The organism is Amycolatopsis alba DSM 44262, assembly GCF_000384215.1.
In the GTDB taxonomy this organism is placed as follows: Bacteria; Actinomycetota; Actinomycetes; order Mycobacteriales; family Pseudonocardiaceae; genus Amycolatopsis; species Amycolatopsis alba.
The window spans coordinates 7,752,401-7,770,797 of sequence record NZ_KB913032.1; the positions used below are offsets into that span (position 1 = coordinate 7,752,401).

Here is an 18,397-nt window from a genome sequence, read left to right on the forward strand (position 1 = left end):
CTATCCCGCGAACACGAGAGTGCACAACGATGACTGACCACCCCAGCACCCCAGGCACCACGCTGGTGTCCGATCACGGCGATCCGCACTGGATCGCGACCCGCGCCCGCGTTCGGGCCGCACTCGGCGGCCGCACCGGCGACCCGAGCGCCCACGCGGCCGCGGAACGGATCCGCGCCTGCATGCCTGCTTTCGCCGCGGCGCTCGAGGCCGAGCACGACGTCCGGGACCGTGTCCTCGCCCAGGCCTACGAAGCCGGGTTCCGGCACTACGTCGTCCTCGACCCCGACCTCCCGCCGTGGACGCCCGTGCACCAGCGGCTCCCGGCCGGTTCCGGCTGCCGCGTGCTGTACCTGCTCGACGACGACGAGCCCGCCGTCCGGTCGTGGATGGTCAGGTCGTTCCAGGGCGACACGAACGTGCGGTGGAGGTCGTCGTATCCCGACATCGCGTCGTGCCTGCGTGTCGCCGGTCTCACCGGCGATATCACCCTCGCCAAACCCGTCTGTGTCCTGCTCTCCCCCGCGCTCCAGCACACCCAGGACCCGCGCGCTCTGCTCGCCGGGCTCTGGCACGTCCTGCCGGCCGGTAGCTGGGTGTCGGTCACCCAGCTACCGGCCGGGGAACCGGCCCCGACCGCGGATGCAGGACTTTCTCCCGCCCAGATCCAGTTCCGGAACAGCGTCCGGTCGCCGCTGGTCCTGCGCAGCGCCTCCGAGCTGGTGGAGCTCTTCACCGATCCCCACGAATGGCACCTGGAGCAGTGCGGCGGTGTCGAGCTCCGGGCCGAGAACCCAGCCCCGCCAGGGGATGTTGCGCCACCGTCCACAGTGCACGCGGTGTCGGAGCTGCTCACGCTGACCGCCCGCCGCCCAGGCAGCGCGGCACCGGTTCCGCCGAACGCAACCACACCGCACACGGAAGGGCCCGGCCATGACGACATCGCCTGACCCGCATTCCCTGACACCACACGGGACCGTGCCCGATCAGGAAGCAGAGACCAACCACCCGACCGTCGCCCGCGTCAACGGAGTCCTTCTCGACAAGGCATTCGAGGAGCACACGGAGATGGGTATCTACCAGGCCGACCTGCACCTGGCCCGCCACATCGACAACGACGTGCCCGGCTATCGCCAGGCCCTGGTCGCGCAACGGCAGTTCCTCACCAAGGCCATCGCCTTCGCGGCCACCGAACGACAGATCAGCCAGTTCGTCGTCCTGCGCGCGGGGCTGCCGCTCGGCGTCGCCGAGGAGACCGAGCACACCCTGGTCCGGGGCCACGTCGCCGACCCCACCACGGTGCTGGTGGCCCGCGAAACCTTCCCGTCCGCTCATCAGGGCATCGTGCTGGAGAAGCAGGGACAGAAGCGAGCGGCGGCCGTGCATGCCGCGGTCCACGAGGTCCACTGGCCACTGCACGCGGTGCACGAGCCGGGGAACTGGTCGCTGGACCTCGGGACCCCGTTGGGGCTCACGATGGCCGGCGACCCGTCGCACTGGCCCGGCGACGTCTACGAGCTGCTCCGCGCCTACCACCGCGCCCTCGCCCCCGGCAGTATGGTCGCGGTCAGCGCCCTCGGCCCCGCCCCCGCGGGGACCCCGGCGGCCGCCGCGCTCGAGGCCCTGGCCCGGCATCTGCGTAAGACACCCGAGCCAGAACTCACGCTGCGAGACCGCGCGGAGATCGAGGACTGGTTCACCGGACCAGGCTGGAAACTCCACGATCCTGGCGTGGCCCCGGTGTCGCACTGGGCCGAGCCGCCACCCGAAGGGCTCACGGGGCCGGAGCTTCCGGTGTGGTGCGCGATCGCAACGACCGCGTCGTGACGACCACGACCGCGGCCGTGCCGGGCGCCGCCCACCACACGTCGGAACGGGTCGTTCCGCTGGCGGATCTCGTCGACAAGGCCGCCGTCAAGGTGTCCGAGGTGCGGGCGACCAGGGTCGACGACGGCCTGGTGCTCGATCGCGAGGACGCGGGACCACTGTTGTCCGATGCCCTCGGCCGGCACATCGTGCACCGCTGCTCGCCTACGGAGCATTGGTTCGTCGACGTCCAGGCAGGTACGGCGGTCCGGCTGGTGGTTGACCGCTCCGACCCCGGCCACCCGGTGGCCTACATGGCCCAGTCCCCCAGCCCCGGTAGCGAGCCGGACCTCTACCGGCAGCTCGTCGACGCCGCCCGATCCGGCGCGGCCCCGGCCGCAACTGAGTCCACCGCCCGGCACGACAGGCCACCGCATGCGGGGCCCAAAGCCGTCGCGTCCTGACAGGGACTCCAGCTGGACCGCGACAGGTGCGGCGAACGTCGCGCTCGGCCGTCGATGTCGCCGCACACCGCCACCGGTGTTACCGGTGGCCCACAGTCGCGCTCGCGCATTCGCGCGAGCGTCGGAAAGTACTGGCACAGAAGGGAAACAGTGAAGAACACGACAAGACCCCGCCGCCGTGGCGGGTTGCGCGTCGCCGTGGCCGCCCTGGCGGCGTTCGTCGCCACCGGGCTTGGTGGCGCGCCGGTCGCTGCCGCCGACGGCGGGATCCACGGCGCGGCCCCGGCCGTAGCCGCCAGCACCACCAGCCCGGCCGCGGTCGACCCCGGAGGCGACGATGTGTCGCCGATGATCGTCGGCGGCGAACGGGCACGGGAGGCCTACGCCGGCGCCGGGTCGATCCAGCTGCTCAAGAACGGCGTGAAGGATTGGCACACCTGCAACGGTGCGCTGATCGCCCCGAGTTTCGTGCTCACCGTGGGACATTGCCTGTCCGTGATGCCTCCCGCGCCGCAACGTGCGGACAAGGCAGGCGAACTGGCATGGCAGGCGTTCAAACAGGCACCGCCCCCGCAGCGGGCCGGAGTCGGCACGACAGCCGATCCGCAGGATCCCTCGCAGTACACGCTGCGGATCGGGTCCACCAACCGGCACCAAGGTGGCGCCGTCCGCAAGGTCGCGTCGATCTCGCTCCCGAAATACTGGGAATGGGGCACGCCGGGCGAGGACGGCTACGTCTGGGACCTGGCCCTGATCCAGCTGGACCACCCGGTCCCCGGCTGGCTGGTCAAGCCCGCGAAACTCGCCTATCCCAAGGCGGGCAAGCAGACCCGGATCATCGGGTGGGGCGTGACCGACCCGGATCCGTCCCACTGGGGTGCACCGGCACCCCGCTGGTTGCGGCAGCTCGACGTCCCGATCTCCCCGAAGGACGACTGCGCCAAGGCCGGGATCGGGCGCGGCGAGGTCTGTCTGGGCACCGCCCCGAACGGCGGCACCGCGTGCGCCGGGGACAGTGGCGGTGGCGCGCTGCAGCGGTACGGGCGGGACTGGGTCCTGATCGGGCTCGGGTCGCGCTCGCTCACGCAGGCCTGCGTCGCCTCGACGATCTACACGCAGGTCGCGGAACCGCGATTCCTGCTGTGGATCGTCCGCACCATGCACGAGCGTGATGCGCAGACGCGGGTCACGCAGGCGGATCTGATGTTGGCGGGCTAATAGATGGACGGATCGGTGACCGTCCTTTCCGGACCGTCACCGTTCCGTCTCCCTCGCTCCTTCACCAAGAACCCGCCCGCGGCTCTGCGGGACACGCGGTCGCTGGCCGCGTTCTCGTGACCTCGATTCGACATTCGACGTATCAAAGGATCCTTGTTGTACTCGCTTTTCCGGAAGGCCACCGCCGACAACGCCGCCGCCCGCGAACCCGGACTGAACCGGCCGGACACCGTCGCGACAGCGGGAGATCGGTCATGATCCCGGCCACCCCGCGGTGGCGGGGCGAGCAGGTGTCACATTGGGGCGGCCCCTGCCCGCGCCCGCTCAACTGCTGCAAAGGGCTCCACACCCCCGTTCAGCGCGCCAACAACCAGAAGCACTGGGGTTCGCTCCCGGCCCCGTGTGAACAACGCCCGCACCCCGCCAGGGTCGACGACGCGTTCCGCAACGGCACGCTCGCCTCCCCGCAAGACCGGTGGCTGGCCGCTGAGCTGTCGCGTATCTCCCCTGCCGCGGCCGTGGCGGTCAAGGAACGGGACCGCTTCACCACGCGTGTCGTCGAGGACGCGCTCGCCGGGGGGATCACGCAGTTCCTGGACCTGGGTTGCGGGCTCGCCGACAGCAGCGCCGCCTACAGCGCGCTGGCCGGCACGCGGTCCGCGGGCGGCACGCTCAGCCTGGTGCTGGTCGACAACGATGCCGAAGTACTCGACCGCAACCGTGCCTGGCTCGACCGGTCCCCTCGCCGCGATCACCTGTCGGCGCACGCGGTGCGCGGGAACTGTTTCGCGGTCGCCACGATGCTCAACGATCTCGGCAATGCGGGGATCCTCGACCTCGATCGCCCGGTCTGTGACCTGCTGACAGATCGCCCAGATCCTGCCGCGCCTGCGTCACCAAGACGCCACGTGCCTCACCCGCCACTTGTCCTGTGCACCGTAGAAAGTGATCCATCGTGTCTTCGTTCCTCTCGTCCGGCGAACCGTCCGCTTCCGCCACGGGATCGTCGGCGCAGAGCCGTGAACTCGGCGCCGCGCTGCGCGGCGTCCTGCGGCGTTCGGGCCGCACGAAATCAAGAATCGCGGAGACTCTCGGCTGGACCGTGGGAAGACCCGGCCGCTTGATCAACGGGCACATCGCCGCGACCAGGCTGGACGTGGGGAAGTTTCTGCTCGCCGCCAACGCGAGCACCCACGAGATCGGCCGGCTGTCCACCTTGGCCGGTCTGTCCCCACGGGCGCACAGCGTCCAGGCCCATCCGGCCGACGTGCCCGACATGCTGCCGACACTTCGTTTCCTCGAGACCACCGCCGTGTCGATCACGTCCTATGACCCGCACCAGCTGCCACTGCTGCTGCAGACGACCGATTGCACCGAAACCATGCTGCGCGGCACCGAGCTCCTCACCGACGAGACCGTGACCGAAGGTGCCGCCGCACGCCAGGAACGCCAATCGGTCCTGTGCGCAGACACAGGACCGGTCATGACGTCCTACATCGGCGAGCACGTCCTGAACCAGCCGTTGCCGGGCAGGGTCGCGGCCGGACAGCGCCGCCACCTTCACACCATGGTCCAGCGCCTGCGCTGGCACGTCAGAATCATCCCCGCTACCGCGCCGGTCACCGCCTGGCCAGGCTTCGCCCTGTTCCAGGACGACCACGGCAACGAGGTCATCACCGTCCGCACCCCGACCGCGCAGCTGGTCCTCGACGACCCCGGCAATCTCGCGACCTACCGGCAGGCCATCGCCCAGCTGGCGGCCGCCGCCCTGCCGGACACCGAATCCACGGCCCGGCTTCTCGCCCCGGACACCTTCAACCGGGTGGCGCCATGCCGATCGTGACCGCTGTGGCCGATCGCCCGGACCGCCATACCGGCCCGGTGCACCAGGCGCCCTCACCCACGCTGGCCGACGACACACCGTCACCGTGCGCGCCGAACACCCCCTCGACCGCGGGATCACCAGGTCCAAGACCCGGGTTCGGGACCGCCCTGCACTACCACCGGCTACACAGCCCTCACCTCCCACGCCTGGCGCCGCGCCCGCGCCCCCGGCCCGCCGCCACGGACGAGCACGAACCCGAAGGAGATACCGCATGAACGAACCCGATCAGCCCCGCGCTACCCCGCCCGGAGCCCGCCGGTACCGCGGGCCCCGGCTGCGGCCTCCCGCGACCGGGGCCAGACGTGCGCTGGCTCCTCGCCGGGCGAATCGTCCCGTCCGCCGCCGCGGTACACGAACGGTCGTGCCACGCTCCGACCTCGCCACACACCGGAACCTCTGCGGCGGCCAGCAGGACCCGAGTCTCATCGCGGACATGGCGTGGTGGGGCGGCACGATCGCCATCGGTACCGGCCTCGCGATCTGGAGCGGCAGGTTCTACCAGCCGATGCCGGCGTTGGTCGGGTTGGTCGCGTCGGCGGGAGTCGCCGGGGCCGTCCTGGGTCGGCTGGTGGGCTCGACGTTCCACCGCCGCCCATGGATCCGAGGAAGCGCCCTCGTGATCCCGCTGGTAGCCGCAGTCGTGTTGTTCGATGCCGGCACGCCCGCGGACACCGGTTTCGTCCCGGACACCTGGGCCGGGATCCGGGACTACCGCGGCGGGTGCCTGTCGGGAACCGAATACACCGCCCCCGGCTCCGCGCTCAGTATCACCACCGACACCGTGACCATCACCGGATCCCTGGGCGGGCGACTGCAGTTCACCAGAACCGGCCAGCAATGGCCGTCCCCGGCCCGCGCCGAGATCTGGGGCTCCGGCATCACTCCCGCCGACCGCCCGACACGCCTCGCCCTGGCCGCCGTCGGCTGCCCCTGACGCCGGCGGCAGTCCCCTGCCGTGACCGTCGGGTCTCCGGCGCCGCGTTCATGATCCCTGCGACACCATCAAGGACCTACTGTGCTCCACACTCGCCGCAACGCTGTCCTCGCCAGCACGTCCGCTCGGCACCGCAAGGCTTCCTCGGACTTGCCTGCCCGTCAGCCTGAACCGGCCGGCACCGTCTGCTGGGACCGGGCACGGCGCACTCCTGCTGGTCCCCGGCGCTCGAGACGGGTGACGACCACGCCGGTGACATCACCGCGATGTCAGGAAGCCCCGCGTGACGCCCGCAACGCCGGGGTCGTCACCGGTACCTGTTCCACACGCCGTCGACGCGCCCCAGGGTGCCTGCGGCCGCGCCGTGCTGCACACCACGAGTGGGAGGCGCGCGGCGCAACGGCGATGGAACCCGCCGCCGCGGCGCTGTCGTTGTCATCCGCGGACCGCGCAGATCGAGAACGCCCTCCGCGACGGTGAGCCCGCTGAGCCCGGCGCCCGCCGGATCGCTGACGAGCAGACCCGCACCGCCCCCTGCACCGCGCAGGCGTTGCGGACACGGAACACGTTCACCACACGGGTCGTCAGCGACGCACTAGCGCACGGGATCGACCGGGGATCCGGCTACCCCGCCACCAACGCGGCCCACGCGCTGGTCACCAGCACGGACCACGTTCCCGCGCCCAAGCTCGACGAACCCGCAGAGGCGGGCGCGGCACTCCACCCCGGACAACCGGGAACGACACCACGAAAACTGCCACAGAAGGACGTGACACTGTCCATGACAGACCACGAGAAAACCCCGGCGCGGGTGAGTTTTCCTGACCTCGACGCCGGACAGTATGTACCGCTGGGCGCCCTGGTAGCACGGGTCCGGAACATGCGCGGCTTATCGCAAGTCGCGGTGCAACAACGTGCGGGCATGAAGGCATCGACACTGTCGAAGATCGAGCGCGGCGATAACGGAATCAACGGCGTAGCCAGCATCATCAAGCTGGCTGACGCGCTACGAATACCGCGCGAGCAGCTGTTCGAATGGGCCGTCCGCTACATCGAAAACCGAAACCGCCACGACACCCGCCGCACTCCCCGCTGACGGTAGACATGACCACGGACCAGTTCCTGCTTCCCCACAGACCACTGTGGACACTCAAGGTGCGGAGTAATGTGGTGCACGCCACCGTGACCTGGTTTCCCGGCACCGCGCTCATCGAGGCGATGCCCACGGCCAGGCGCGAGAGGAGTTCGCGGAAGCGGCCTGTGCTGGGGTGCCTGGGAAACACCGGCACAGCGACCTTGGCCGGGGTATTCAGCACCGGGGTCCCAGGCAGTCCGAACCACCGGCACGCGAGCTCCCGAGACAAGCCGATCAGATGACCGTGGTCGACACGCTGATCGTTGCCGTCATTGTGCTTCTGGCCGTCTGTGTCGTCGCTGTCGTGATCGTCGCCGGAATCCTCGTCTGGTACATCGCTGATGCCGAGCGTCGTTCACAACGCACCTTCACCCGGATTCATGACCAGGCCCCGATACCGCAGCAGCGCCCGCTCGGCACCGACCCGCACCAGGCACGTCGACCGTCCAATCCGCTCTAACGCGCAACGCCTATCACGAACCCGGCCACTGATTCCCGACCACGAAAGGATCGCTGATCATGCTCAACCTGCCTCGCCGGACCGTTCGCGTCATGCTCGCCCTGCTCGCCATCACGACGACGCTCGCCACCGGTCGTGCACCGGCACTCTCCCCTGATCACCAGCGATCCACTGACCAAGGCGACCACGCGCCGCCAGCATGCTGAGGACCGAACGCCGCGCCCGCTACGGGCAGATTGGCTTGTCACCGAGGCGCGCCACACGTGCGGCGGCGCTCTCCTCGTCCGCGGCTGGTCGAGCTGATCTGCCGCGACGCAAACCCAAGTATCCAACCAAGATAGGAGATTTCGTCACGTGACCAGTACAGCCCAGCACCTGAAAATGGGTGCAGGAAACGTCATTCCAAGCGTCATTCCGCGTGCCGATCTGTTCGGCAACCCTGAGCACACAACGCCGTCGATTTCGCCGGATGGCCGGTGGCTGGCCTGGGTCGCCCCGCACGAGGGCGTGCTCAACCTGTGGGTGCGGCCAGTCGACACCGACGACGACGCCCGGCCACTCACCGCCGACCGCGACCGAGGCATCCGCGAGTGCACGTGGGCGCCGGACAGCGACCACCTCCTCTACCCGCGGGATCAGGGCGGCGACGAAAACTCGCACCTCTACGCCGTGTCAGTGGCCAGCGGCGATGTCCGGGACCTGACACCGTTCGACGGTGTCAAAGCAGTAGTGATTGCCCAGGACCTCCAGATCACCGAACGTGTGCTGGTCGGACTCAACAAGGCCAATCCCCACCTGCACGATGTCTACGAGCTGCACGTGGCGACCGGCGAACTGGTCAAGGTCCTCGACAACCCTGGGTTTCTCGGGTTCGTGGCCGACAGCCAGCTGAATCTGCGGGCCGGCGTCCGGCCGAACCAGGATGGCGGCCGGACGATCATGGTGCGCGAGGCCGGCGGCGAGTGGCGTCCCGTGCTGACGGTTGACCCGATCGACGCTCTGAGCACCGTGCCGCTCGGGTTCGACGGAGACGGTCTCCGGCTGCTCGTGATGACGTCAGCGGACGTCAACGCCACGCGGTTGGTCTGGATCGACGTGGACTCCGGCGAGCACGAGGTCGTCGCCGAAGACCCGACCTACGACGTCGAGTCGGTCCTCACCGACGCCGCGACAAAGCTGCCGCTCATGGCGTCATTCCAGCGTGACCGCCTGCACACGCAAGCCCTTGACCCCGAGATCAAGCGCGACCTGGACACGCTGGCCGCTCTCGATGACGGAGACCTTCACGTCGTCTCGGCTGACCGCGCGAACGCCACCTGGGTCGTGTCCTATATCCATGCCGACGGACCGACCGCCAGCTACGTGTACGACCGGGCCACCGGCCGGGCACGGTTTCTGTTCCATGACCACCCCCGTCTCGCCGGCAGGCTGCAGGAGGTCAAGCCGTTTCGCTTCACCGCTCGCGATGGGCTGGAGGTCCACGGGTACCTGACGTTCCCGGCCGGGATCCCCGAGAAGCCGCTGCCGACCGTGCTCCTGGTGCACGGAGGACCGGGGGCGCGGGACACGTGGCGGCTGAACCCGGAAGTCCAGTGGCTGGCCGATCGTGGCTACCTCTGCATTCAGGTTAATTTCCGTGGCTCGACCGGCTACGGCAAGGCGTTCACCGCCGCCGGTAACCGCGAATGGGGCGGCAAGATGCACACCGACCTCCTGGACGCCATCGCGTTCGCCGTGGAGTCCGGGTATGCGGACCCGGACCGGATCGGCATCTACGGCGCCTCCTACGGTGGATACGCGGCCCTGGCCGGCGCGGCCTTCAGCCCCGGCGTGTTTCGCTGCGCCATCTCCCTGTGCGGGCCGAGCAACATCGAGACCCTCCTGCGTGCGATACCCCCGTACTGGACCCCGATGATCGCCGAGATGTACAGGACGGTGGGCAACCCGGACACCGAGCCCGACCGCCTGCGGAAGCGATCGCCATTCTGGCACGTCAACGACATCACGATCCCGTTGTTGATCGTGCAGGGCGCCAACGACCCCAGGGTCCCGCAAGCCGAGAGCGACCAGATCGTCGCCGCGCTGCGGGGCAAGGGCCTACCTCCCGAGTACCTGCTGTTCGACGACGAAGGCCATGGGCTGGCGAGACCCGGAAACAGGATGAGGTTCTACGCCAGGGCGGAGCGGTTCCTGGCCGAGCACCTCGACGGCCAGTACGAACCCGAATCTGCTTAGTCCCGTGCGGCGGTGCATACAGTCCCGGATCGATGCGGGGCCGTATGCCCGCTTCGGCACCGGGCCCGGCAGGTGCACCAGCCCTGCCTCGCTCCGCAGTCACCGATCCATACTCCCGCGGCACGGCACGGCACGTCGGGGATTCCCGGCTCAGGACCGCACTACCGGACGACCACATGTACACCACCGAACGAAAGTGCAAAAGCCAGCATGGACGACGCCGACCACAATGGGCATTCGACCCCACAGGGGCACGCCGCGCGTGAGGCGGCACGCGCATTCGACCGGCAGCTGATCGGCACCGCCACCACAGCCGGGTTGGCGGCGCTCGCCGCACTCCTGAACGGACTGATCGCGCGCCTGTGCGGGGTGATCGCCGTGACGCACCTGACGGTATGGACGCTGATTCCCTTGACGCTGTTGCTCGTGACCGACTGCGTGCTCCTCGCGCGGGGTGCCGCACGATCCCCCCAGTTGTGGTTTGTCGGCGCTGTATGGAATTGCGTCACCGACGGCCGCAGACCCTTTCAGCTCGACGCGGTCGTCCGGCAGGATGCGCTAACGACGAATCAGGCACGGACACCGTGGTGGTGGCTCGCCTGGATCGTTCATAGTGGGTACGCGGCGTGCGGCGGCCTCGTCATGGCCAGCTGGGTGTCGTATGCGACCGGGGCCTGCCTGTTCGTGGTGATGATCGCGCTCCGGGCCTGGATACACCACGTTCTCGACAAGCAGAAAGCTGCCGCACTGTCGACCCTGGCGTTCATGGGCTGGATGTCAAAGCCCAGCACCCCCGGAACTTGATGACCGATCGGCGCTGCCGTATGCCGGAGCGCCGAAGGTGACCGGTCCACTGCCCGCGTCGGTTCTCGCGGGTGATCCGTGCACGGATGCCCGCGGCGACCAGCACCTACCCCGCACAGACCGTCGTAGCCCGCCCACGGCCAGGAGTGGAGCTCCGCACCCGAGCCCCGGCGACGGCGGCCCCGCCACCTTTCTCCGGCCCGCCGGACACAGCAAACCTTCGCCTGCACCACAACGGAACCTTCCCGCCGGTGATCCCATCTCCGAATCACCGGCCACGCCTGAATGGACAAACACTCATGGCCAACGCGCGACCGGCCGGACACTCGCTCGACGCGGACAAACGGCTCCTCGACCGGCTCCTCGACCACCTCGTCATCGAACCCAGCGGGTCCCTCCTCGCTGTCGGCCGCGGCCAGCTCGCGCAACAGGTCGCCCGCCGCGCCCGTCACGCCAGCCGGACCGCCGCTGACGTCGGCGGTGCGGGCGGCAGGGTGGGCAAAGACCGCCCTCCCTACGACCGGATCGTGGTCACCACGCAGCGCTGGGACCTCTCGCCTGAATGGAGGCCGCAACTCGCCGCCGAGGGGTTGCTCGACGTCGCGCTCCGGCTTCGGGGCGCCACCCATTTCCTCCGCTTCGAACGCGACGGGAGGTACCTGTCCGCGCGCGGGAGCCGCCTCTACCTCGCCGCAGGCGAGCGGGGCGGACGCCGGCACCCCGGCGAGCGCAGCGTCGCCTTCGACCTCGCCGGAGAGCGGCCCGTGCTCACGTGGGACCGGGACCAGCCGATCGACCCGGCCGGGCTCGGCCAGGACCTCGACCGGTTCCCCGGCGCCCGCCTGTGGACCGAGGTCACCGCCGGGGAAAGCGACGACCTCGCCGGTCTGTGGCTGATCCTGGCCGCCAGCCATCTCGGGGCCTGCGGGCTCTCCGGCGGCACAGGCGCCCGGATAGCGTCCCTCGCGACCCCGGCGGGAACCCCTGCACTCGTCGACGGGACCACCATCGCCTACCTGACGCGGCGCGTGCCGCAGTCCGGGGCATCCCTCGACAGCGGCCGAACCGAACTCGGCGTGGCCGCATATGGCCCCGGCGCCGGCAGGCTCAGCGCCCGTTTCGCCGACTGCATCAGGCAATGGTCGATGACCGGGGACAAGGCCACACGGATCGTGGCCTCACCTGTCCTCGGCTACCCGCGCTCCCATGCTCTGGACCGGCACACGATGCAGGTCCAGCGCTACCGCACCCGCTTCGTGATCACGGCAGAGGACCGCACTGCCCCCAGAATCCGGCCTACCACGGGTGACACGCGCCGCCCTTGATCAGCCCGCGGCAGCGCACCAGCCGACAAGAAAGGAATCGTCCTTGACACACAACTTCCGATCTGAGCATGGGCAGCGATCGGTGATCGTCGACGGCGTCACACCCGCCGACGCGCTCCGCAAGGCTGCGGCGTGGCTCGATCATCCCGACCAAACCGACATCGACCTGTGGCACGCCGGATTCCTGCGCACCCGCGAGCCCTGCTCGGACCATGTCGACGAGCCTTGTGACGACGACTGCCCGAGCCTGACCCGCGCGTCGTTCTCCGTCTACTACCAGCGCGACCCCGGCGAGGACGCGTGATCGCGCTGCAGCGCAGCGACCTGGAGGCTGTCAGCGCGGCAGGTGTTTTCGACCGGGCCGCCGGAGGGAGCTTCAATCTCGGCATCGACCGCGTGTTCGGCGAGCGGGCGGACCAGGCATTTCCGCTGTGGCGGGTCGCGGCGGCCACCCTGTCCTTCGCGGCCGGCGTCCGCCATGACGCGATCACCGGCGGGGTCACGCAGATTCTCCACCTCGGCTGCGGAATGCCCACCGCACCCGCCTGGGAACACACCATGTTCCCAGGCGGGATCCGCGAACTGGCCGTCGACGCCGACCCCGTCGTGATCGGGATCCGACACCGGCAGGCGCAGCGAGAACGACTCCGCGGCTCGACCCCGGCCTGTATCGACATCAGGGACATCTGCACAGTCCTCGACACCGCACGGCAAGTACTCGACCTCACCCAGCCGATCCTGCTGCAAGCGACCGGGGTCCTGGACCACCTGCTCGACGACGACCGGCCCGGCGAGGTACTCGCCGCCTATCGCGGCGCACTCGCTCCAGGAAGCCATCTGGCCCTCTCCCACCTCACGCCCTACGACGACCCGGACGGTTCTGACGGGCACGCTGCACTGACCAGCCTCCTGCGGGCCTACCAGGACGCAGGCATACCGCTCACCGCCCGCGCACCGGAGGTCGTCGACAGCTGGCTCGGCCCGCTGGAGGCACGGGGCCGGCACAGAGCCGCCCCGTACCTTCACCTCGCCTCCGGCCGCATCACCGATACCGGGCGCGACACGCCGGCCTCCCGCGCTCGGCGCCGTCAACGACGACCACGACCACGACCACGACCACGACCCCAAGGCACCACGAGGACAGACGACGCATGACCGGGTCGGGCTGTGCTACTGGAACTACGCCAACGGCGGCCGCCGGGACCCAAGGCGGCGCGGGACGCCGGTGACGGGAACTACCAGTTCGACGCCTTGGCGCGCGGTATGCGACGGCGTCCGTCCTGGCCCGACATCCTCGTTATCGGCGAAGCCGAACGCTACGGCTGCGACTGCGGCGAAGGGAAATGGGATGCGGCCGCCGCCGTGCGCGAGGCCGGTAGCCCGGCCTACACCCCCGCTCCTCTGCACGCTGCCGGGGCAGTGGGGACCGTACGCGCCCGCCTTCTTCGTCAACTCACCCGAGAGGGTGTAAACGTCGCCGCGCTCATCCTCGACGCGGTCGAGGGTAAGGACCCTGTCACCGGGAAGGTCATCCGTACTCCCGCCCGGCTCCTCGACACGAAGGGCCTCGACTCCAACGGGGATGACACCTCGTTCCGTCTTCGCCTCACAGCCATCGTGTCCCCCTACCTCGCGGCGGCCGGAGCGTTCGGCGCCGTCCTCACCGGTATCGCCGCCATCGTCCGGGCCTGGAGGCACGGCGACTGAGTCACCGCGTTCGCCGATCTCCTAGGTAGAGAGCCCGGACCTTCTGGGTCCCGCCGACGCGAGCCCTTGGGGGCGCCGAGGACCGGTCCGGAGGCTCGGCGATCGGCAGTACGAAATATCTCCGTAGCCGACCGCTTCCCCGCCGAGTGCACTCCTCCGTCTGTTACCCGGAGTTGAGCGCCCGGCGGGGCCTTCCTCTTCTCGTGACGCGCTAGGACGGTTTCTTACGCCGAACTCTGGTCGCCGTCTTCGCGGGAGAGGCATCGGCGCGATCGAGTGGAGCTACCTCGTCATCGCCTGCCCGCCTTGAACGGGCCAGCCCTTTAAAGACGACCACTGCGTGGTCCCGTTGGGACTCACTAAGTTCGCAATTAAGCGTCTGCCTCGCCGCCTTGTTACGCAATCGCGTCGCTGAGACCGCCTCGTATGCGTCGGTGAAGCGGTGCAAGTTCATGATCAAAAGACCAACGACGGCGGCCCCTGGGCCATAAGCCGCCAACTTACCGAGCACGATAAAAGTCTGAGGGTCCATTCCAACTCCCTGCCGAAGTTAAGCGGGAGCCGGAGGCAGCGCACTAGGTCTGCCGCCTACATAAGCTCACCGCGGATGACGAATGACGCCGATCCGCGATTAGGCCGTGACCAGTGGATGGTCCGGGCTGCTTACGAACTGCCGAATAGCACGGTCGCGCAAGGGCGGCCGGAAACCCCATGCCCTTGCAAGAAGAGATGCCTCACGCAGGCAAGGCACCATCGCGCGCACGATCGTCACGAACATCGACAAGATGTGGACATCTCAAAGCCGAGACCTGCGGTGCTTTTTCGCACATTGGGCTCGACCGGGCGGACGCATACGAACAGTATGTACTGTGCTGCGCCGCGTGTCACCAAGCAAGTCCAGCGTCACCACCATCCCGACCGCGCTGCGGGAGCAGACGTCGATCGCCGCGGTGAGATACGGGCGCCCGATCGGCAGCCGGTGCCGCTAGTCGACCACGATCACGTCGACCGGGGTGTGGTCGATCTGGACCTGTTCGAGCAGCCCGGTGATCTCCGGTGGCGTCCCGCCGGGCCGAGCGCAGTGACCGGGCCGCGTCGGCGCCTTCGCGGGCGGTGGCCGCCGACACCGGGTCGAGCCGGGCGATCCGGCACAGCACAGTTCCGCGTGACGGTGCCGGGAATCCCCGGACACGGCATTCACGCGTGATCTCGCGCACGATCGCCTCGACCTCGTCAAGTGAGCCGAGCGCCGCCCCGGCCGCCGCTGGACTGGCCAGGCAGCAGCACAAACACCTGGCGCCGGGAGGTATCCAATTCGGCGGCCGCGTCCAGGCCCACCGTCGCATGGCCGGCCATCTGCTTGATCACCTCGGGCCGCCGCGCGGCGGCATCCCAGGTCTGCGCCGGCGCGGTCAGCACACCGCGTTCGACCACCGGACTGTCGACCATCCGACAACCCCATCACGGTCGTGCACACGAGTACGAGTCGACAGCGACCGTAGTGTGCGGGGAACTCCGGAACAGCACGAGAACCCGAAGCTCTCTGCACGCGCGGACAGCAGCCCAGCTCATCGGTGCAGGCGGGTTCGGACATTCACACTGCCTCCCCCGACGAGGACGTATTCTGAGGCGATCAGCTGAGTTGCTTGAGCCGCAGCACGCGCATGCAGCCGGCCGCGGCCGCGGCTGCGGCGAACTCGTCGCCATCGGGGACCCGTCAGCCGTGGTCGGTTCGTCCATGGCAGCTCACACGACGCGGCTCTCGATGGCGGAACGCGGCGCACCTGGGGGAACCTGCTTCCGAATTCGCGCGGAATAGGATGCGTCGTACAGACTTTCGAAGCAAGTGGCACTTATATCTATAATGGTGAAAGTTCATGCCAGTCACCCGCTTGGCGGATTACGAGCCCTGGGAATTTATCGCTACGGTATTGCGGTCAGACCGATCGGACAGGGGAGAAGTCGCGCCGACCGGCAGCCGCAAAGCGAAGTGGGGGCCACACGATTTCAGTCAATCCTTGCCATTGTTTCTTGAATTAACTGCTTCGAATCAACTTCCGATAGTCAAATGGGGCAATGCGATGCGTTCAGCTCTGCCCTGGAATCGTTTATGACGCGTGAAACGAGGGGGTTTCTGCTTCGATCTCAAGAGAAGAATCCATGCCGCACAGCAACCCCGACGAGGTGATCCAAGCAGGTAAGATGACGCCTGGACCCGACGAGGCGTACGTCCCTAACCTGTTTTCTGACTGTCATGACTGCCAGGCCTTGCGGTGAGTGGAGCAGGTGATTCCGGGTCATCTTTGGGTGATGGGCCGCGGGCGCGCCTTGACGTGAATCGAAGCGCAAAGATAAACGTCAGCCGGGTTTCATCGCGTTTCAACTTGAGCCGAACACCCGGCGGCCACTTGCCGTCCTTTTGTGACCCATCATATCTCGTTTTATTCATCCGCGCTAAATGTGCGGACTTCAGAGGAGGGGATTCAATCATGAGCATGAGACGGTTTTTCGCTGTGTGCTCGACAATCGTGGCTGCGGCCGGGCTGTGCGTTGCAGGGGCCGTGCCCGCCGGCGCTGCCGGTTCGGCGCGCGTGGTCGAGGGCGAGATGCACATCGGCCGGTTCGACGCGGCGGTCGCCGAGGCGCACGGGTACGAGATCCGGACCAGCCCGGACGGCACCCAGTACTCGGTGCGCAAAGGCGCTCCGGCCGACGCTGTCCCGATGAACGAGGTCGACGGGACCTGTGGTCGTTCCTGGGTGTGGGAGGACGGGATCGGCAACGCGTCCGTAGTCCTGAGGACTGGTTTCCACGTCCGCAGGGACGTTGTCGCCCGGAGCTGGCGCGTCCAGCTGAATGACGACGGCGGGACGAGCACCCAGCAGTTCTCGGGCGGCTCCAGTGGCCCCTACTGGGAAGAGATCCGCGTCGTCCCCGGCTTGACCAGGGGAACCGGCTACGCCGTGGTCAGGAGCAACGGCTCGAACTTCGCGATCCTGACCGACGGGGCTGTCTGCTTCTCCGGCGGCCCCTCAGCCAAAACTACAATCTACTGAACCACCCAGCGGGGCATCGCCCCGTCCTGACCACGATTGCGATACCCCGCATGGACACTGACGACAACGGGGCCCCGCAGGCGCGGGGCCCCGCCCTCACCGACTACCTCACCGGCTTCCCCGCCCCGCTCGCGGTGGCCGGCACCGGCCTCGGGCTCGGCACGATCACCAGCTGGTCCAGCCACGGAGCCGACGACCTGACCACAGCGCTGGAGGTGCTCTACGCACACGGCACCCGCCTGGCCCTGGCGATCACCACCGTCCGCTCCACCCACGGCATCGACCCACGCGGCCTGCCCATCGAGACCCCCGCGATCCAGCTGATCAACTTCCTCACCCGCGCCGCCGTCCACACCACCCCCGAGGACCCCGCCGCCCGGCTCGAGCACGACCGGAACATCCAGCACACCACCGACCAGGCCCCCCGCACCACGGTGACCGTGCTCTGCGACGGGCACCCCGTCACCGGCCAGCGCGTCACCGTGCTCGAACACGCCGTCATCGAACTGCCCTGGCACGACAAACACACCGTGCTCTGCGCCGGCCCACACGACATCCTCGACACACTCACCCTGCGCACCGCCACACCCGAGGACCTCGCCCACCTCTGACACCACCGCGCTCTCCGGCGCTTCCCGCGCTGTACGGCCGGGGTGACCACCGGGTCCACTGGGTCGGCGCCCCCAGTTAGCGCTTCGAGTGGCCGCTACGCGCCCGCCGACCTTCACCACCGCTTGGTGTCCTGCGGTGTGCCGGACGCTTATCTCGCGCCAAAGTCGATCTCGACAGCGGCGCTGTCCGTCAGCTACGACGGAACAGCCGCGACAAGCTGGGTACCCCTCGCACGGGAGGTGTTGACCGATCATGCGATGGGGACCGCAGACGAACGGTTTCGAACACAACAGTTCCTTAGAGAGGCCATGCAGCGCGATGACATGAGCCACCACCTGCTCGGCGACACCGACTAGCGCGACTTCCAACCATGCGTATCGGCCTGCGCACGTAGCTGGCGGCTGACTGAACGGCCATGTCCGAGAAGCAAGCTCGACACGTAGGTGAGGGGAAGGGACGGCATTGCCGATGAAGGAAATGCCCCTGGCCAGCAACGGTGGTCAGGGGCATTCCCGCTCGCGGATTCCAGTTACAGCTGGTCGAACTCGCCGTCCTTGGCGCTATGGATGAACGCGGCCCATTCGGTGGGGTCGAACGCGAGGATCGGGCTTGCGGCACCGAGTTTGGTGTCGCGGACCCCGATCACTCCGGGAACGGACCCGACTTCGACGCAGCCGCCGTTCTCCTTGCTGTAGGAGGCTTTGTGCCAGTTGGTCGCGTCGGCGAGGGCGGCAACGGCGTCCTCGTTGTTCATGG

The 18,397-nt window shown here is 68.5% G+C and carries 21 protein-coding genes and 1 pseudogene; 19 read left to right on the forward strand and 3 right to left on the reverse strand.

From position 1 onward, the window contains the following. Nucleotides 1–29: 29 nt before the first annotated feature. From AMYAL_RS0136075 to AMYAL_RS50590, 17 genes and pseudogenes are all read left to right on the forward strand, one after another. Nucleotides 30–950 carry an SAM-dependent methyltransferase gene (locus AMYAL_RS0136075; protein WP_084702232.1) on the forward strand — a complete coding sequence of 307 codons (921 nt, stop codon included), beginning with the start codon at nt 30–32 and terminating at the stop codon, nt 948–950. Next, complete coding sequence (locus tag AMYAL_RS0136080; protein ID WP_020636162.1) at nt 934–1,827, forward strand: SAM-dependent methyltransferase; 894 nt, start codon at nt 934–936, stop codon at nt 1,825–1,827. The genes AMYAL_RS0136075 and AMYAL_RS0136080 overlap by 17 nt, the downstream gene beginning before the upstream one ends. Continuing rightward, nucleotides 1,824–2,270 (forward strand): hypothetical protein, encoded by a 447-nt coding sequence (locus AMYAL_RS0136085; RefSeq protein ID WP_143267989.1) that lies wholly within the window; start codon nt 1,824–1,826, stop codon nt 2,268–2,270. The genes AMYAL_RS0136080 and AMYAL_RS0136085 overlap by 4 nt, the downstream gene beginning before the upstream one ends. Before the next feature lie 150 nt (nt 2,271–2,420). Further along, nucleotides 2,421–3,488, forward strand: coding sequence for a S1 family peptidase (locus tag AMYAL_RS0136090; RefSeq protein WP_143267988.1), 1,068 nt, complete (start codon nt 2,421–2,423; stop codon nt 3,486–3,488). Nucleotides 3,489–3,742: 254 nt separating this feature from the next. Further along, nucleotides 3,743–4,330, forward strand: a pseudogene (locus AMYAL_RS51155) (SAM-dependent methyltransferase); the annotation flags it as partial. A gap of 113 nt (nt 4,331–4,443) precedes the next feature. Continuing rightward, entirely contained in the window at nt 4,444–5,331 is an 888-nt protein-coding gene (locus AMYAL_RS50585) for a DUF5753 domain-containing protein (protein WP_039794678.1), read from the forward strand. A 403-nt stretch (nt 5,332–5,734) separates the two neighbouring features. After that, entirely contained in the window at nt 5,735–6,307 is a 573-nt protein-coding gene (locus AMYAL_RS0136110; protein ID WP_020636167.1) for a hypothetical protein, read from the forward strand. Between the two features lie 364 nt (nt 6,308–6,671). Further along, on the forward strand, nt 6,672–7,403 hold the full coding sequence (locus AMYAL_RS0136115) for a helix-turn-helix domain-containing protein (protein WP_020636168.1): 732 nt from the start codon (nt 6,672–6,674) through the stop codon (nt 7,401–7,403). Nucleotides 7,404–7,680: 277 nt separating this feature from the next. Then, entirely contained in the window at nt 7,681–7,902 is a 222-nt protein-coding gene (locus AMYAL_RS0136120) for a hypothetical protein (RefSeq protein ID WP_020636169.1), read from the forward strand. A 59-nt stretch (nt 7,903–7,961) separates the two neighbouring features. Beyond that, complete coding sequence (locus tag AMYAL_RS49615) at nt 7,962–8,108, forward strand: hypothetical protein (protein WP_157358229.1); 147 nt, start codon at nt 7,962–7,964, stop codon at nt 8,106–8,108. A gap of 148 nt (nt 8,109–8,256) precedes the next feature. Further along, on the forward strand, nt 8,257–10,137 hold the full coding sequence (locus AMYAL_RS0136125; RefSeq protein ID WP_209447271.1) for a S9 family peptidase: 1,881 nt from the start codon (nt 8,257–8,259) through the stop codon (nt 10,135–10,137). A gap of 210 nt (nt 10,138–10,347) precedes the next feature. Further along, nucleotides 10,348–10,941, forward strand: a complete 594-nt coding sequence (locus tag AMYAL_RS0136130; protein ID WP_020636171.1) for a hypothetical protein — start codon at nt 10,348–10,350, stop codon at nt 10,939–10,941. 299 nt (nt 10,942–11,240) lie between these two features. Further along, entirely contained in the window at nt 11,241–12,266 is a 1,026-nt protein-coding gene (locus tag AMYAL_RS0136135) for a class I SAM-dependent methyltransferase (RefSeq protein WP_020636172.1), read from the forward strand. 43 nt (nt 12,267–12,309) lie between these two features. After that, entirely contained in the window at nt 12,310–12,570 is a 261-nt protein-coding gene (locus AMYAL_RS0136140) for a hypothetical protein (protein WP_143267986.1), read from the forward strand. Beyond that, nucleotides 12,567–13,421: an SAM-dependent methyltransferase gene (locus AMYAL_RS48030; protein ID WP_051137594.1), complete on the forward strand. Its 855-nt coding sequence runs from the start codon at nt 12,567–12,569 to the stop codon at nt 13,419–13,421. Before AMYAL_RS0136140 ends, AMYAL_RS48030 begins: the two co-directional genes overlap by 4 nt. Before the next feature lie 12 nt (nt 13,422–13,433). Next, nucleotides 13,434–13,973, forward strand: coding sequence for a hypothetical protein (locus AMYAL_RS0136150; RefSeq protein WP_020636174.1), 540 nt, complete (start codon nt 13,434–13,436; stop codon nt 13,971–13,973). 881 nt (nt 13,974–14,854) lie between these two features. Further along, nucleotides 14,855–14,962, forward strand: a complete 108-nt coding sequence (locus tag AMYAL_RS50590; RefSeq protein ID WP_167336188.1) for a valine--tRNA ligase — start codon at nt 14,855–14,857, stop codon at nt 14,960–14,962. Here AMYAL_RS50590 and AMYAL_RS50015 read toward each other — a convergent pair. Together AMYAL_RS50015 and AMYAL_RS50020 are read right to left on the reverse strand one after the other, a co-directional pair. Next, on the reverse strand, nt 14,959–15,165 hold the full coding sequence (locus AMYAL_RS50015; protein WP_026467739.1) for a hypothetical protein: 207 nt from the start codon (nt 15,163–15,165) through the stop codon (nt 14,959–14,961). The two genes, AMYAL_RS50590 and AMYAL_RS50015, sit on opposite strands and share 4 nt — an antisense overlap. A 41-nt stretch (nt 15,166–15,206) precedes the next feature. Next, nucleotides 15,207–15,422 (reverse strand): hypothetical protein, encoded by a 216-nt coding sequence (locus AMYAL_RS50020; protein ID WP_026467740.1) that lies wholly within the window; start codon nt 15,420–15,422, stop codon nt 15,207–15,209. A gap of 1,112 nt (nt 15,423–16,534) precedes the next feature. Between AMYAL_RS50020 and AMYAL_RS0136165 the strand changes: the two genes are divergently transcribed. Continuing rightward, nucleotides 16,535–17,029, forward strand: a complete 495-nt coding sequence (locus AMYAL_RS0136165; protein WP_143267985.1) for a hypothetical protein — start codon at nt 16,535–16,537, stop codon at nt 17,027–17,029. Between the two features lie 50 nt (nt 17,030–17,079). Beyond that, nucleotides 17,080–17,640 carry a hypothetical protein gene (locus AMYAL_RS0136170; protein WP_020636176.1) on the forward strand — a complete coding sequence of 187 codons (561 nt, stop codon included), beginning with the start codon at nt 17,080–17,082 and terminating at the stop codon, nt 17,638–17,640. A gap of 530 nt (nt 17,641–18,170) precedes the next feature. Here AMYAL_RS0136170 and AMYAL_RS0136180 read toward each other — a convergent pair. Beyond that, nucleotides 18,171–18,395 carry a DUF397 domain-containing protein gene (locus AMYAL_RS0136180; protein WP_020636178.1) on the reverse strand — a complete coding sequence of 75 codons (225 nt, stop codon included), beginning with the start codon at nt 18,393–18,395 and terminating at the stop codon, nt 18,171–18,173. Nucleotides 18,396–18,397: the final 2 nt, after the last annotated feature.